The 15,237-nt window shown below is 72.4% G+C and carries 13 protein-coding genes; 6 read left to right on the top strand and 7 right to left on the bottom strand.

What is annotated here, in order from left to right; genetic code table 11:
• Positions 1 to 14 precede the first annotated feature (14 nt).
• Positions 15 to 758 (top strand): hypothetical protein, encoded by a 744-nt coding sequence (locus tag M3673_RS15245; protein WP_251534644.1) that lies wholly within the window; start codon positions 15 to 17, stop codon positions 756 to 758.
• 91 nt (positions 759 to 849) lie between these two features.
• Here the strand turns inward: M3673_RS15245 and M3673_RS15240 are convergent, their stop codons facing one another.
• A complete protein-coding gene (locus M3673_RS15240; protein WP_251534642.1) occupies positions 850 to 1,866 on the bottom strand; it encodes a helix-turn-helix domain-containing protein in 1,017 nt (338 codons plus the stop codon).
• 120 nt (positions 1,867 to 1,986) lie between these two features.
• On the opposite strand from M3673_RS15240, the gene M3673_RS15235 reads away from it, so the two are divergent.
• The 3 genes from M3673_RS15235 (at position 1,987) to M3673_RS15225 (ending at position 5,355) form a co-directional block, all read left to right on the top strand.
• Positions 1,987 to 2,937: a hypothetical protein gene (locus M3673_RS15235; protein WP_251534640.1), complete on the top strand. Its 951-nt coding sequence runs from the start codon at positions 1,987 to 1,989 to the stop codon at positions 2,935 to 2,937.
• Between the two features lie 122 nt (positions 2,938 to 3,059).
• Entirely contained in the window at positions 3,060 to 5,018 is a 1,959-nt protein-coding gene (locus tag M3673_RS15230) for a methyl-accepting chemotaxis protein (protein ID WP_251534638.1), read from the top strand.
• 10 nt (positions 5,019 to 5,028) lie between these two features.
• Positions 5,029 to 5,355: a hypothetical protein gene (locus M3673_RS15225; RefSeq protein ID WP_251534636.1), complete on the top strand. Its 327-nt coding sequence runs from the start codon at positions 5,029 to 5,031 to the stop codon at positions 5,353 to 5,355.
• 46 nt (positions 5,356 to 5,401) lie between these two features.
• Here M3673_RS15225 and M3673_RS15220 read toward each other — a convergent pair whose 3' ends face one another.
• The 6 genes from M3673_RS15220 to M3673_RS15195 all read right to left on the bottom strand — a co-directional run bounded on the left by M3673_RS15220 (position 5,402) and on the right by M3673_RS15195 (position 11,241).
• Complete coding sequence (locus M3673_RS15220; protein ID WP_251534635.1) at positions 5,402 to 6,640, bottom strand: MFS transporter; 1,239 nt, start codon at positions 6,638 to 6,640, stop codon at positions 5,402 to 5,404.
• Between the two features lie 79 nt (positions 6,641 to 6,719).
• A complete protein-coding gene (locus M3673_RS15215; protein WP_251534632.1) occupies positions 6,720 to 7,127 on the bottom strand; it encodes a hypothetical protein in 408 nt (135 codons plus the stop codon).
• Positions 7,128 to 7,194: 67 nt separating this feature from the next.
• Positions 7,195 to 8,286, bottom strand: coding sequence for an endonuclease NucS domain-containing protein (locus tag M3673_RS15210; protein WP_251534630.1), 1,092 nt, complete (start codon positions 8,284 to 8,286; stop codon positions 7,195 to 7,197).
• A 71-nt stretch (positions 8,287 to 8,357) separates the two neighbouring features.
• Complete coding sequence (locus M3673_RS15205; protein ID WP_251534628.1) at positions 8,358 to 9,860, bottom strand: hypothetical protein; 1,503 nt, start codon at positions 9,858 to 9,860, stop codon at positions 8,358 to 8,360.
• A 206-nt stretch (positions 9,861 to 10,066) separates the two neighbouring features.
• Positions 10,067 to 10,753 (bottom strand): N-formylglutamate amidohydrolase, encoded by a 687-nt coding sequence (locus M3673_RS15200; protein ID WP_251534626.1) that lies wholly within the window; start codon positions 10,751 to 10,753, stop codon positions 10,067 to 10,069.
• Complete coding sequence (locus M3673_RS15195; RefSeq protein ID WP_251534624.1) at positions 10,750 to 11,241, bottom strand: hypothetical protein; 492 nt, start codon at positions 11,239 to 11,241, stop codon at positions 10,750 to 10,752. Before M3673_RS15195 ends, M3673_RS15200 begins: the two co-directional genes overlap by 4 nt.
• A gap of 466 nt (positions 11,242 to 11,707) precedes the next feature.
• On the opposite strand from M3673_RS15195, the gene M3673_RS15190 reads away from it, so the two are divergent.
• Together M3673_RS15190 and M3673_RS15185 are read left to right on the top strand one after the other, a co-directional pair.
• Positions 11,708 to 12,412 (top strand): EcsC family protein, encoded by a 705-nt coding sequence (locus M3673_RS15190; protein ID WP_251534622.1) that lies wholly within the window; start codon positions 11,708 to 11,710, stop codon positions 12,410 to 12,412.
• A gap of 113 nt (positions 12,413 to 12,525) precedes the next feature.
• Positions 12,526 to 15,132, top strand: coding sequence for a UvrD-helicase domain-containing protein (locus tag M3673_RS15185; protein ID WP_251534620.1), 2,607 nt, complete (start codon positions 12,526 to 12,528; stop codon positions 15,130 to 15,132).
• The last annotated feature ends 105 nt before the right edge of the window (positions 15,133 to 15,237 follow it).

The raw sequence follows: 15,237 nt of genomic DNA, 5'->3' as shown, positions 1-15,237 counted from the left end.
TCTCGGAGACCGTCATGACCCTCGACACCCTCGCGAGCACGCCCACGAGCCCCTCGTGCGTCGCCGGCGCGCCGACCAGCCCGGGTCGCGGGCACGCGTCCCGGCCGACGCCGCACGGTCGGCGCCGCCCCGAGGGCCCCGGCGCGGCCGGCGCGGGCTGGCTCCTCGCCGCGGCCGGCACGTCGTCGGCGGTGGTCACCCTGCTGACCACCGCGGCCGCGCAGCCGGCGCTCGCGGGCACTGCCACCCCGGCCACCGCCGCCGCCACGACCGGCGCCGTCGCCCTGCTGGCGGGTGGCGCGGGCGCCCACCTCGCCCGCGAGCACGCGCGGGCGGCGTCGGCCCACCGCCTGCTGCGTCGCTCCGGGCGCAGCGCGGCCGCCGCCGCGGTGACCGCCGCGGTCGCGCTCTGCCTCGGACCTACGGCCCCGGTGCCCCACGTCGTGGCGGGCGCCGTGGTCTGGGCCCTGCTCGGCTGGACCGCGTCGTGCCTCCTCGCGGCCCACCGCGCCCAGGGGCCCTCGCGCCGGAGGCGGCGTCTCGTGGCCGCCGGCCTGCTGGCCGGTGTCTCCGGCCCGCTCGCGGGCGGGGTCCTCGCCGCCCACCTCACCGCCGCGGCCGCCGGGCCCGGCGCCGCCGCCCACGGGGCGCAGGTGGCGACGCTCCTCGTCGTGCCGCTGTCGCTCTGCCTCGCCGCGCTCGGCGCCTCCGGCGAGGCCGCTCGCCGCGGCCGCAGGACCGGCTCGGCCCGGCGCTGAGGCCCGGCGGCCCACCCTCGGCCACCACCCCCCGCGCCACCCTCGGCCCCGCCCCACCCCGGTCACCAGCGGACGGTCGGAGGGCAGGCGCTCAGTAGAGGCCGGGGCGCCCGTAGTTGCGCTCGAGGCGCCGCAGCGCGAAGGCCAGGTCGAGCCGGAGCCGGCCGGCCGGCTCGGTCACCGACCAGCCGAGCTCGCGCTCCAGGCCCTTGACCTGGCGCTGGAGCGTCGAGTGGTGCACGGGGATCCGCTCGGCGGCCGAGCGGATCGTCGTGGTCTCGGAGATCGCGGTCAGGGCCCGGCCGGCGGGGCTGTCGGGGGCGCCGACGGCGTCGAGGGCGACGACGTCGCGGCTGCGCATGGCCCCGGCCACGAAACCGGCGGCCAGGGCGAGCAGCCCGCTGCCGACCTCCTCGGCGCGGACCCAGCGCTCGCCCGGGTCGTCGGCCTCGCCGGTCGCGGTGAGCCGCAGGGCCATCCGTGCCTCGTTCCACGCGATCGGCAGCTCGGAGGCCGGCCGCACGCGCGACACCCCGCCCTGCGACCACGCCGGCGGCTCGACGAGGGAGGGCCGCGGTCCCGGCACGGCGTAGAGCACGACCGGCGTCTCGGGGCGCAGGCGCAGGCGCAGCAGGGCGTCGCGCCGGTCCTCGGGCCCGGCGTCGGCGTCGACCGCCACGGCCAGCGCGGCGTGGACGGTGTCGGCCGGGGCGACCTCACTGCGCCGCTGCTCGAGCAGCGGACCGAGGATGCGGGCGGCCCGCGCCATCACGACGGAGGCGAGCAGGTCGTCGTGCTCGCCACGGCGCAGCAGGAAGCCCGCACCACGGGCCAGCGGGGCCAGCGGGTGCTCGGGGCCGGGGGTGTGTCGCCCGGCGCCCACCGGGATCACGTCGACCCGGCGCGCGCTCGCCCGCAGCCACAGGCCGCGGGCCGGCGCGTGCAGCTCGACGTCGGAGCCGACGAGCGCGGCGACGGTGCGCAGGCACTCGTCGACGCCGCTGACCCCGCTCCAGGCGCTGTCGAGGTCCTCCAGCGCGCGCAGCGCCTCGGCGGCCTCCTGGTCGACGTCGGCGATGCGCTCCACGAGTCGCGTCAGCGCGTCCATGCACCACCTCCGTGATCGCCCGAGAAGTCCACGTCGATGGCGCGACGCGTCGGTGACGCTACACAGCGCTGTTTGACGTATCACCTAGCGCCGGACGTCACGCCGGTAAAGTTGCGGTCGATGAGTCCCGCGGTCGCTCCCCCGTCGTTCCCCGAGTCCCTGTCGGCCGCCATCGCCGCCCGGGGCGTCACCCTGCGTGAGCTCGTCGACTCCCTCGGGGCGCGCGGGCACTCCGTCAGCCTCTCGACCCTGTCGTCGTGGCGCAGTGGGCGGCGCCGGCCCGACGGCGCGGCCTCGCGGGAGGTCGTCGAGGCCCTCGAGGACGTGCTCGACCTGGCCGGGACGACGCTCTCGAGCCTGCTGGGGCCCAGTCGCCGCCCGGGCCCGCGCGACACCACGCCCTACAGCGTGGGCGGGGCTGAGGCCACCGCGGAGGCCCTGCGCGCCCTGGGCATGAGCGACCCGCACGCCCTGGTGGAGAGCAGCTCGCACGTCGTGCTCGACGTCGACCTCACCGGCCGCGTGACCCGCCTGACGGTCCGGGCGGCGTGGCTGGCGCGCACGCCGGGTGCCCACCACGCGCCGTACTTCGTCGCCGTCGACACCCCCGCCGCCTCCTCCTCGTCGACCGCGGAGGCCGCCGTCGCGACCCCCCACACCGTCGACGCCACCGACGGCGTGGCCCCGGCCCTGGAGCCCCCGACGATCCGCGCGGTCGCCGGCTGCACCATCGGGGCCACCCACCACCGCCCCGACACCGGCCTCTTCGCCGCGGAGCTGCGCCTGCACCGGCCGCTGGAGACCAACGAGACCGTGATCACCGAGATCGAGCTCGGCGGCATGCTCGGCGGTCCCGACGAGCCCGGGTGGGACCTCATGGTCACCCGTCGCCAGCGGGTGCTGGCGCTCTGGGTCCGCTTCGACCCCCGGCGGGTGCCGCGCACCATCCACGCGATCACCCACGACGCGCGCAGCAGCGTGCGACGCCGCGTGGCCGCGATCGGGCCCGAGGCCCACCTGCTCCAGCCCGGCTTCGGCCCCGGCACCGCCGGGCTGCGCTGGGAGTGGTGAGCACGCCGTACGGCGGGTGACTCCCGCCACCCGGCGGCTCGGACCGGGCCCCCCGGGTGCCGACCGGTCTGGTGACCGGCTGCACCAGCGGGTCTTCCCCCACCCGCCCGGAGGCCCCCCGCATGAGTCAGCTCGCTCCCGACCGCCCGCACTCACCCGAGGACGACGAGCCCACCCCCGTGCCGCGGGTCCAGGCGCCGCTCCCCGCGCCCCTCGCCGACCTGCCGGCCGGCGCCACCGCCCCGACCCGCGACGAGCCGACGGGCGACCAGCTGCTCGCCGCCCTGCCCATGCCGGCCGTCGTGGTCGACGCCGCCGGCACGGTGCGCCACGCCAACGACCTGGCCGACCTGGCCTGGCGGATGACCGCCAGCCCCGGCAGCGAGGACTCCGTCGTCGACCTGCCGCTGGCGCGGCTGCTGCCCCTGGAGCCCGGCACCCTCACGCCCGGGCCCGCCGACCGCGGCCCGCGCCGGCTCCGGGTCTCCCACGTGGGTCGCGACCTCGACGTGGTCGTCACCCTGGTCCGCGAGGGCGCCCACCCCCTGCAGTTGGTCACCCTCACCGACGTCACCGACGCCGTCGCCACCGAGCGGGTCCGCGAGGCCGACACCCGCGACCGCGCCGCGGTCCACCGCGTGGAGGCCGGGGTCGCCGCCGCCACGACCGAGCTGGAGGCCGCCCGCACCGCGATCGAGCGGGTGCGCGAGGAGTTCGGGTGGGCCTACGGGTCCTACTGGCGCATCGACGAGGCCGACCGCACGCTGAAGTTCACCCTCGAGTCGGGCGACGCCGGACCGGAGTTCCGCGAGGTCACCAGGCGCTCCTCCTTCGCCGAGGGCGTGGGGCTCTCGGGGCGGGCCTGGCGCAGCCGCGACCTGTTCTTCACCCCCGACCTGGGCGAGATGACCGACTGCGTGCGCGCCCCCGTCGCCCAGCGGGTCGGGGTGAAGTCGGGGGTCTGCTTCCCGATCGTGGTCGACGGCGACGTCGTCGGCACCATGGACTTCTTCGCCACCGAGACCCTCGCGCCCTCGCCCCAGCGCCTCGAGGCGCTGCGCAACGTCGGGCGTCTCGTCTCCGCCGCGCTGGAGCGGATCGCTCGCGACGACGCCGAGAAGGCCGCCGCGGCCGACCTCGCCGAGAAGGTCGAGCAAGTGCTCGAGGTCGTGCGCGCCGCCTCCGCCGGCGACCTGACCCGCGAGGTCACCCTCACCGGCACCGACGCCATCGGCCAGCTCGCCGCCGGACTCTCCACCCTGCTCACCGCCCAACGCGACTCCATGATCGCCATCGGCCGCACCGCCGACTCCCTCGCCATCGCCGCCGAACAGCTCACCATCCTCTCCCAAGGCATGGGCGACGGCGCCACCCTCACCTCCGACCGCGCCGCCTCGGCCACCGGCTCCGCCGGCGAGGTCTCCGCCTCCATCCAGACCGTCGCCTCGGCCGCCGAGGAGATGACCGCCTCCATCCGCGAGATCGCCCAGAACGCCACCGAAGCCGCCACCGTCGCCACCGGCGCCGTCACCGTCGCCTCCTCCGCCCAAGGCACCGTGGCCTCCCTCGGCGAGTCCTCCGCCGAGATCGGCCAAGTCATCAAGGTCATCACCTCCATCGCCCAACAGACCAACCTCCTCGCCCTCAACGCCACCATCGAAGCCGCCCGCGCCGGCGACGCCGGCAAGGGCTTCGCCGTCGTGGCCAACGAGGTCAAGGAACTCGCCAAGGAGACCGCCCGCGCCACCGAGGACATCGGCCGCAAGATCGAGGCCATCCAAGGCGACACCACCGGCGCCGTCACCGCCATCGCCGAGATCTCCGAAGTCATCGGCCGCATCAACGACATCCAGACCACCATCGCCTCCGCCGTGGAGGAACAGACCGCCACCACCAACGAGATCGCCCGCTCCGTCACCGAAGCCGCCGGCGGCGCCAACGGCATCGCCGACGACATCGCCCAAGTCGCCTCCGCCGCCGACGACACCCGCCACGGCGCCCACAACACCCTCGAGTCCGCCACCGCCCTGGCCACCATGGCCACCGAGCTCAAGGCCCTCGTGGCCCGCTTCCAGGTCTGAGGGGGCTGACATGGAGGCGTCCACCCAGCAGTCCCAGACCGTCACCGTCGACGTCTGGTCGAGCCCGCAGGCCCTCGAGCGCGCCGTGCCGGAGGCCTTCCGGCTCTGGGCGTCCTGGTACGGCGAGCCGCACCCTGAGCGGTCGGTCCACCTGCTCGCCTGCCCCTCGGGGGCCTACGCGCCCTCCAAGACCGGCGTCGCCGCGGCGCTCGACGAGCCCCGACCGCCCGGCACGCCCGGGCGGGTCTCGGTCGTGCTCACCGACGACCCCACCGCCGGCGAGTCGCTCTGGCTGCTGCGCACCGTCACCCGCCTGGCCGAGCCGCAGCTGCCCTGAGTCCCCGGCTGCGCCCGCCTGAGCCCCGAGGACCGGGCCCCGGGGCTCAGGCGGGGGCGTCCACGCCCAGCGGCGGCGGCGCGTGCCGCTCGAGTCGGCGTACGTCGCGCGAGAGCAGGGCCAGCAGCGACGAGGCGGCCATGACGCCCGCGACCACGAGCAGCCACCGGTCGTAGCCGACCGCCTCGGCCACCGGCCCGGTCAGGGCCAGGCCCACCGGGCGGAAGACGAAGGAGCCGACCTGGTCGAAGGAGTAGACCCGGGCCAGCCGGTCCTCGGGCACGTTCTGCTGGATCGAGAGGTCCCAGGCCACCGAGAAGACCTCGAGGCCGAGGCCGTGCACGAAGGCGCCCAGGAGCACCAGGACGAGCTGGTCGGAGACGGCCATCGCCAGCGGGAACGCCGCGGTGAGCGAGAGCATCGCGACCCCCACCCGCAGCCCGTGGCGCGGTCGCCAGCGCAGGGTGAGCAGGCCGCCGACCACGAAGCCGGCCATCAGGCTCGCCAGCGCCCAGCCCCACGCCGCGCGGCCGAACCCGTCGCCGACCACGATCGGCCCGAGCACGCCCTGGGCGCCGCCGTAGACGAGGTGGTAGAGCAGGGCCTGGCCGATGAGCAGCCACAGCCAGGTGCGGCTGAGCACCTCCCGCAGCCCGACCCCGAGGTCGCCCAGGACCGACGCGCCGGCCGAGACGCCCCGCACGTGCGGCACCCGGAGCGCGGCGTAGCACCCCGCGGCCACGGCGTACGTCGCCGCGTCGACCGCGATCGCCCACCCCGGCCCGGCGGCCGCGACGAGCACCCCGCCGACCGAGAAGCCGACGATCTGCGAGCCGGTCTGCCCGATCCGCCGCACCGACACCGCCGAGGCCAGCTCAGCCGCGAGCACGGTCAGCCGGGTCATCGCCTGCGACGAGGGGCCGCTCAGCGCGGCCAGGCAGCCGGTGACCACCCCCATCGCCGTCAGCAGCGCGATGCTGGCCGCGCCGGTGAGCAGCACCGCCGCGAGCACCGCCTGCACCAGCGCGCACGCGCCCGCCGAGCCCTCCATCAGCACCTTGCGCGAGACCCGGTCGCCGAGCACCCCGCCGAAGAGCACCGTGACCACCTCGGCCAGCGCGAAGGCCGCCACCACCAGGCCCAGCTCCTGCGCCGAGCCGCCGAGGTCGATCACCGCGAAGGCCAGCGCCACCGGCGCCATCGCGTTGCCCAGCGAGCTGGTCGCCGTGCCGGCCACGAGCAGCCGGAAGTCGCGGTGGCGCAGCGGCCCGAGCCGGTCGGTCACGCCGACCACCCAAGCCTGCGCGGGCCCGCGGGGTCAACCGGATTGCCGGCGCCTCCGAGCGGGCACAGGCCAGACCCCGTCAGCACTCGGACCGCGGAGCGAACGCACCCGTCGCCGCTCGCGCGACGAGCGCGTCGATGCGGGCGGCGAGCCCATCCTCGCCAGGTGCACCGGGGAAATCCTCCCGGTGCACCACGACGGGGGCGACGTCGCGCCACGTCCGTGCCGCTCCCAACCGCACGACCCCCACGACCCAGTCGCGGCGCCGACGCCTCACACGAGCCGTAGCCCACTGGATGCCGCGCCCCACGAGCACCGGCAGGTCGACGAGGAGCTCGCTCGTCACCCCGGTCCGAGGCAACAGCTCGCCGTCGTGGCGCACGCCGCGGACGTAGTAGACCCAGCCGTCGCGCTCCAAGCGTTGGTCGTGAGCTCGCAGCCGCACGTCGTAGAGGTCGTCCCTCCGTCGTTCGTCGTCGATCGTCACGCGGCCATGGTTCCTTCTCCGACCTGAAACCGCCTGCGCGGCGTCCGAGGTCGTGTCGCACGGGGGTTTAGCCGAGCGACGTCGGCTCGTCACCCTCCTCGTACACGGCGAATCCTCCAGGAGCCAGATCCAACAGCTGCTTGAAGGCGTCCCTGGTCTGGGTTCCCCAGTTGCTGTGGACCACCCAGGTCTTGTCGCCCTCGACGATGGGATGGGCGAGGTGCCAGCGGCGGGGGTCCGGCTTGCCGAGCTGTGTCTGGATGGCAGCCCACAACGCCTCCGAATCGGGATACGTCCCGGTGACGTGCAGGATCTTGCTGTCGGGCAGGGCTCGGCTGACGTGCTCCATCGCCACCCCCGCCTCGGCAAGACCCTTAACCAGTTCAAGCACTGCCCACCGCTTCGGCAACGGTTTGGTGGTGCTCGTCGGAGACTGGACGACGAACTTGGTCCAATCAGCGCCGGATTCCTTGGCCTGCTTGACGGCGATCTCCTTCTCGCGCACCCGCACGGTGTACTCCGAGGCCTCTGGCAGCGGGATGACGTGCTGCACGTCCAACAGAAGACGGTCCTCCAGTCGGTAGGGGCTGAGCCGCACGCAACGGATGTCGAAGCCGTAGAACTCGTTCAGCCACAGGACGGTCGTCGTGATCTCCTGGCTGAAGTCCTCGGAGGCGAGCACGACACCCACCTCTCTCGGGATGACCAGCTCCTCGTCGTCGAGCGCCAGCCAGGCCAGGAGGCGGTCACGTGCGTCCTCCTCGGAGTGGTCGGCGTCGCCGCGACCCTTGCGGTACTTGGCGAACGCCCTCACCACCTGAGCGAACGTCATGGTCGAGACCATCGCCGCGTAACGGAGGGCTTGGAGCTCCATGTGCCCCCCGTCGACCGTGCGCTTGAGCTCGACCACGACGAGCTTGCAGTTCTTGTCGATGCACAGCAGGTCGATGCGCCGGTTGGCGCCCTCGAAGTCCCCGAACTCCTCGGCGATCACGTGGAGGTCGTGGTCGATGAGGTCGATGTGATCTCTCAGCGCGGCTTGCAGGTGCGAGCGCTCCTGGATCCCCTCCTCGGCGAAGCTGGTCCGCGTCACCTCGACCAGAGCAGCGGACGTCGAGGGGAGACCGCTCTTGATAGCGGTCATGTCGTACAGGGTCACGGGCACTCCTTGGTTGAAGAATCGGGGGCCGAGCGCGGCGGGGTGCGGCACGACCCAGCCGAAGGTAAAGCCTAGAAGCCGAAGAGCTTGCCCAGGCCGGAGAAGAGCGCGTTGAACGTCCGGGTGACCGGGTTGGCCGCCTCGCCGGTGTCGGACTGCTGCCCGAAGAGCGGGTGGTGGCCGGTGAACTCGTCGTCGACGAGGGGCGCGCGGCCGCGCAGGTAGGGCCAGAAGACCTCGGTGCGGTTGACGCCCAGGCTCAGGCGGGAGTCGAAGCCCATGACCAGGTTCTGGTTGACCCTGGTCGCCCTGCCCGCGGGGTTGGTCGCCACCACGTCGCCGCAGCCCTCGACGATGAGGCCGCCGGTGCCGGCGAAGAGGATGTAGCGCACCTGCCAGGTCGCGAAGGCGTGCACGCCCCACCGCCAGCGCGTCTCCAGCGTGGGCGTCCCGACGACGCCGACCACGTGCTTGGGGTGCATCACGAGGCCGGGGTGGTCGCGGAGATCGATGCGCATCAGGTAGGCGTTGGGGTCGTCGGGGTTGGCCAGGGTCACCGAGCCGCCCGCCTCGTCCCCGACCAGGCGGCTCATCTCGTGCAGCCCGGCGGCGTAGCTGATGAAAGGCGAGGACCAGTCGTAGAGGAGTCGGCTGCGGGTCCTGCCCTGCACCGAGCGCACGTGCGCCGACCGCGTCGACAGCACCTCTCCGGCGCCGACGTGGACGGTCATCGTGCGCTGCGCGTCGCTGGTGCGGATCTCGGCGTCCGCGGCCTCCGCCTCGTCGGCCAGCCGCACCGGCGTGTGGAGTCGGCGCACCACCGGCATCAGCACGAAGTAGCTGACGACGCGCAGCACGATCGGGGCGAGCAGGACGGTGAGCGCGATGACGGCCAGCCACTTCCATGACCGGGCCCACTGGTCCACGACCCAGCCCGTGCCGGAGCCCTGCGCCTCCTCCAGGGTGTCCTCCTCGCTCCGCGTCTCCGCGAGCGCCGACTCCTGCGCGTCGATCTCGTCCTGGCGGAACGCCGGGTCGTCGCCCCGACCCAGCCGGTCCAGCTTCTCCTGGTCGCTGAGGTCGGGGTCGCGGAGCACGGCCACGCCCTCCTCGGCCCGGGCGAGGCCGCCCTCCAGGGAGTCGAGCGCCTCGTCGGCCTCCCGCACCGCGGCCTCGGCCGCGTCGCACGCGTCGCCCGGCGTCACCAGGTCGATGAGGTCCCGCACCAGCCCGCAGACGTCCTGCTGGCCGTCGCGCAGCCGCTCGACCTCCGCTCTCTTGTCGCTGACGGCCCCCTGCAGCGTGCCGACCTCGTCGCCGAGCTCGGCCTCCAGCGAGGCCGTCGCCTCGCTCCGGGCCGCGGCGGCGGCCGCCTGCAGCCGGCCCAGGTCCTCCTGCAGCGCGGCTCGCTCCTCGACGACCCGCTCCAGCCGGTCCCGGTCGGCCGCGGCCTCGCGCAGGGCCGGCACCAGGGACTGCATGACCAGGTAGCCGAGGAACAGCGAGAGCACCAGCGCCGCCAACAGGCCGAGCTTCCGCAGGAAGAAGCCGACGACCGTCGACACGAGACGCATGGGCTCGATCCTAGTGTCGGGCGTCTTTACCGTGGCGCGCTCCCACGGGCGGTACGTGGCCGGGGGTGCGGCCGAGCACCGTGGCGGCCTATTCGCGACTCCCCCGCCGACGAGCCCTCAGGTGGCGAGCCGGTCGACGAGCGCCACCGACGCCGCCACCAGGTCGTCGGTCCTGGTCTCGACCACGTCGCGCCGCAGCTCGAGCATCAGGGCCGTGACGCTGTGGTCGCTGCCGTAGCGGTCGAGGGGACGTAGCAGCCGGCGAACGGGGAGTCGAGGCCGATGTCCACCCCGGGCAGGTATCCGGCGAAGGCCGAGGTGGCCGCCTCCACGAGGTCGGGCGGGGTGTGGAAGGCGTCGGTGCCCAGGCAGACCTCCGGTCGGGGACCGTCGCCGTGCAGCTCGTAGGGCAGCGCGACCTGGGGGTAGGAGTGCAGGTCCAGGATCGTCACGCGTCCGACCGCGGCCAGCCGCTCACCCACCAGCTCCGCCAGCGCGGCGGCGTAGGGCGTGAAGTAGGCGACGAGCAGGGCGCTCCGCTCGGCGTCGGTCGGGCGGCGGAGGACCTCGCGCTGCGTGGTGCGCTCGTAGACCGCGCCCATCCCGACCGCGTTCATCTCCTCCTTGTCGTCGGGGAACCGCTCGGGGTCCACCACCAGCCGCGAGCACCTGTTGACGAAGACCCAGGGCCGCAGCCCTGCCTCCTCGGCGACGTGCAGCGCGATCTCGTCGGTGCGTGCGTCGGTGATCGCGTCCAGCTCGACCTCCAAGGCGTCGTCATCGAGCAGGATCCCGCCTCGTACGTCGTCGGGGATCGCACGGGACGCATGCGGCACGTGCAGCAGCACCGATGACGCCCGGTCGCCGGGGACGACCTCGAAGGACCCGCTCACACTTCACCGGCCCGCCGGACCAGGGCGTCGTCACGCCGTACCGTGCAGCCGGCTCGCTCGAGTGCCTGCCAGAGCGCTTCCTCCTCGTCGGGGTGGATCACCAGGACGGGACCGTTCAGGACGGTGTCGTGCACCTCCCCCACGTCCAGCGACTGACCGTCAGGCCATTGGTCGCGGACGAGCTCGAGGCTCAGAGTTTGTGCCGCCGGCGGCCAGTCACCGTCGCTGACCATCCCCAGGTCGTCCACGGCGAACACCGCATCACCGTTCTCGTCGTCGCCGAGGTCCTCGACCGCGAACGGGGGCGCCACGAACGTGGCCTGCCCGGCGAGGTCCCGCGCCTTCCCCCACGTGGAGACCTCCCGCCAGTCGTCGAGCTCCGCCGCGGCCCCGATGGCGTAGGCCTCCGGGAGGAACGTCAGACCACCGGTGCTGAGCACGCCGATCACGGTGGGTGCGGGCCAGCGCTGGTCGCCAGGGAATGTCATGCTCGCGAGGGTGCCACCCGGCTCCGACAATGGCCGTAGTGGATACACGGGCTCGCCCGTGATCGATGAACTCTCCCGGCCCGGGACGACGAGGAAGCCGAGGACCCCGACACTTCGACGATGGCCACCAATCGGTGGAAGTTTCGACTTGCCCTCGTGATGTCCGAAGAGAGCTTTACAGTACGCCTCCGGGGAGAAAGCTCCCCCAAACTTCGAGACACGGAGGAACCATGCCAGCGCCAGAGGCCACTGCCTGCGCGGAGCGGCTCTTCGCGTTGGCCGAGCACGGCCGGTCCTCCGATCGATCCGACGACTTGAGCTCACTGGCGTGGTCGCAGAGGGTCTGCGGTGGCTGAGCGCCTCCTGCAGCTACGGCCACGGTCACGCCCGGGGGCGGCCACCGGGGACCCCCACTCCACACCCCACCCAACTCCGCCCCTCGACCTACGGTGACGCACTGATGGCCATGACCCCGAGCAAGCTACCGGCCCTCCCCCTCCCGGTGACCGACCTCGTCAAGGCAGGTGCCGGCGCGCCGCAACTGCTGGTCACAAAAGCGGTCCGGTCCCAGGCAGGGGTGATCGCGGGTCAGGCGGCCAGGGCGCGGGCTCAGGCAAACTTCGACGTCGAGGCCTATGTGGACAAGCTGGTCTCCTCGCAGCTGAGGCTCGTCCGAGCGGAGGGCGCCGGCGCCGGACTGGCGATCACGTTGGCGGAGATGTCGTCGACGGTCACCGGGCCCGGGGCCGTGATCGCCACCGGCACGACGCTCCTCGCGGACGTCAGCGCGCTGGCCTACCTCCAGATCCAGCTGACTATGCGCATCGCCGCGGCCTACGGGCACGATCTCTCTGACATCGACACTCGGATGCGCGAGATCCTGTCACTTCACTCCCTCGAGATGACCGTCAGCAAGGGTGGGGGCGGCAAGGCCGCTGCCAAGGGGAGCCAGCGCGTTGCCCAGCGGCTGCTCGAGCGATACCTCCGCGGCCCCGCCCTGGCGAGCCTCACGTCGATGTTCCGGTTCGTCGGGATCAAGTTCTCCCGGGCGGCGCTGGTTCGGGGGTTGCCCATCATCAATGTGCCTGCCAACGCCGCCGTCGCGGACGTCACCACTCGACGCACCGCGAAGAAGGCACGCGACTACTACCGCGACCTTCCGTCGTACTAGCGACTCTCTGCTCCGTCATGACAGAGGGTTTCGCCGGGAAGGGGTGGGCACTGGCCCCACAAGGGTCCTCCCTCACGCTCACCACCGACGCCGGGGTGGAGCGGCTTCCCGACGTGGTGCTCGACAAGTTTGTGGTCTGTCGCCGCCGATGGCGTTGGCACCTCTTGGACGGCCAGAGCGGCGAGAGTCTTCTCCACCTCCGCGGTCTGAACCGCCGTCGGGCCAATGCGCTCACGGACCGGCTCGAGACGTGGGGTTCTGAGCGCGACGAGCACCGCATCAACCTGGCCTTGCTGGCCCGCGTTGACCCTGAGGTCGACGCGGTGCACGCCTGGCTGGCTCGGCTCACTCGGGCCTCCCGCGATGGTGAGGGGCACCGCAGGTGGATCACGCACGACGAGGTCGAGGAACTGGTCCGCCTGCGACCAACGGCTCCGACATTGCGTGAGCTGGCCAGCCGCGCCAGCGGCTTGCTGACGCCGACCCAAAGCACAGCCGTCCGCGCGCTCGACGCCGACCTTCAGGACGAGCGGCGACGAGCCAACGAGCTGGCCGAGGAGGAGCTCCTCGATCGACACCGCACCTTCTTCGATGCCATCGAGTCCTCACCTCTGACCCGGGAGCAGGCCCGAGCGGTCATTTGTTGCGACAACCGCGTGCAGGTGATCGCCGCTGCGGGTTCCGGCAAGACCTCGGTGATGGTGGCGCGAGCGGCCTACGCCATCGCTACCGGTCTGACGACCGCGGATCGTATCCTGCTGCTTGCCTTCAATAAGGACGCCGCGGCCGAGCTGCAGCAGCGGGTCGAGACCCGTCTGCGCACCCAGGAGATTCCCTCCGGCGCTCTGAGAGCAGCGACCTTCCACTCCTTCGGCTTGTCCCTGATCGGGCACGCCACCGGCGCCAAGCCCCGACTGGCCCCTTGGCTGGATGACCGGGACGGCGCTCCGATGGTGGGGCACATCGTCGATGAGCTCCGCGACAAGTCGCCGGCATTCCGTTACCAGTGGGATCTGTACCGCCTGGTCTTCGCCCGGACCGCCGACTCCCCTGAGGGGGCACCTGCGGAGTGGTGGGACCGTCAGACCGATGTGGCGGGCCACCGCACCCTCCGCGGTGACACCGTGCGTAGCCAGGGCGAGAAGATGATCGCAGACTGGCTCTATCTCAATGGGGTGGCCTACGACTACGAGCGCGCCTACACGCACCCGGTGGCCGACTCTGAGCACGCTCAGTACCGACCGGACTTCTACTACCCCGACATCGACGTCTGGCACGAGCACTGGGCGCTCGGGCGCGACGGTCGACCGCCCCGCGACTTCGTGGGGTACGCCGAAGGGATGGAGTGGAAGAGAGGCGTGCACGCCAGCTACGCCACCACCCTCATCGAAACCTCGTGGGCCGACATCATCGATGGCTTCGGTTTCGGGCCGTTGGAGGACGATCTTCGCGCGTTCGGCGTCGAGCTGGACTGGGACCCTGACCGACCCACTCCCGGAACGCGACCGGTCGAGCACGAGGAGCTGGCCCGGCTCGTGCGTTCCTTCATGGGACACGTGAAGTCCAACAGGTTCACTCGGGCCGACCTGGAACGCCGGCTCATCGGTCAGGACACCGGCTTCAGCAGATACCGTTCGCGGCTGTTCCTCGATCTGTACTGGCAGATCCACGCCGAGTGGGAGCGTCGACTCGCGGACGAGAACCTCGTCGACTACGAGGACATGCTCGTCAGGGCGGCTGAGCTGCTGGAGCGGGGACTAGCGAGTTCGGCCTACGACATGGTCTTGGTCGATGAGTTCCAGGACTCGAGCTCGGCTCGCGCCCGACTCGTGAAGGCCCTGGTGCACGGCCGGCCGGCCTATCTGATGGCGGTCGGGGACGACTGGCAGTCGATCTACCGCTTCGCTGGCTCCGACGTCTCCGTCATGACCGAGTTCGAACGAATCTTCGGACCGAGTGAGCAGCGCCGGCTGCAGACCACGTTTCGCTCGACCCAGATCATCACCGACGTCGCGAGTGCCTTCGTCAGCAAGAACCCGCGACAGATCCGCAAGACCGTCCGATCGGTCCACGGAGCGGGCGGCGCACCCATCCGCCTCGCCAGCGTGACGGCAACAGACCCGAGGCGTGTCGACGGTGAGCTCGCCTGGGCTGTCGAGAAGTACTTGAACCATCTGGACGCACGTATCGAGCGCGGTGACATCGTCGCCGGCCCAGGCAGTCGAATCAGCGTCGACGTTCTCGGGCGTTACAACTCCGAGCGGGGTCTGCTCCCCCGCTCCTGGTCGCCTCGGCTGGACGTCACCTTCCGCACGATCCATCGCGCCAAAGGACTCGAAGCCGACTACGTGCTCATCCCGAAAGCGGTCGACGGAACCTACGGCTTCCCCAGTCGCATCCAGAACGACCCCGTGCTCGACCTGGTCATGGCCGGGCTCGACCCATACCCGTTCAGCGAGGAGCGTCGCCTCCTGTACGTCGCTCTCACGCGTGCGCGTCAAGAAGTCGCCATCCTTACCGTGGCGGGCAAGGAGTCGCCATTCGTGGTCGAGCTGTTGAAGGAGGGGCTGATCGAACCCATCGCGCCCGACGGGCAAGTGCGAACCGTGTGCCCCTCCTGCGGTCAAGGTCTGCTCACCACAAAGGAGGGCAAGTACGGCACGTTCCTCGCGTGCGGACGCTTTCCCGCGTGCCGGCACAGGTCACGCACCGAAGCGTGATCGGGGCGCCCAGCCGTGCGGCTCAGTCTGCGCGCACCCGCTCACCGCAGTTGTGCCCGCCTGCCCACGCACTGTTGGGTGCCCGCAGGCAACCGGCTCATCCGA

The organism is Nocardioides sp. P86, from assembly GCF_023712465.1.
In the GTDB taxonomy this organism is placed as follows: Bacteria; Actinomycetota; Actinomycetes; order Propionibacteriales; family Nocardioidaceae; genus Nocardioides; species Nocardioides kribbensis.
The sequence above is the reverse complement of the archived record's forward strand: the minus strand, read 5'-3'. Positions and strand labels throughout refer to the sequence as shown.

Excerpts from the sequence above, each read along its gene's own strand:
- M3673_RS15245 (WP_251534644.1), top strand. The coding sequence starts at position 15 with ATGACCCTCGACACCCTCGCGAGCACGCCCACGAGCCCCTCGTGCGTC.
- M3673_RS15240 (WP_251534642.1), bottom strand. The coding sequence starts at position 1,866 with ATGGACGCGCTGACGCGACTCGTGGAGCGCATCGCCGACGTCGACCAG.
- M3673_RS15235 (WP_251534640.1), top strand. The coding sequence starts at position 1,987 with ATGAGTCCCGCGGTCGCTCCCCCGTCGTTCCCCGAGTCCCTGTCGGCC.
- M3673_RS15230 (WP_251534638.1), top strand. The coding sequence starts at position 3,060 with ATGAGTCAGCTCGCTCCCGACCGCCCGCACTCACCCGAGGACGACGAG.
- M3673_RS15225 (WP_251534636.1), top strand. The coding sequence starts at position 5,029 with ATGGAGGCGTCCACCCAGCAGTCCCAGACCGTCACCGTCGACGTCTGG.
- M3673_RS15205 (WP_251534628.1), bottom strand. The coding sequence starts at position 9,860 with ATGCGTCTCGTGTCGACGGTCGTCGGCTTCTTCCTGCGGAAGCTCGGC.
- M3673_RS15195 (WP_251534624.1), bottom strand. The coding sequence starts at position 11,241 with ATGACATTCCCTGGCGACCAGCGCTGGCCCGCACCCACCGTGATCGGC.
- M3673_RS15190 (WP_251534622.1), top strand. The coding sequence starts at position 11,708 with ATGACCCCGAGCAAGCTACCGGCCCTCCCCCTCCCGGTGACCGACCTC.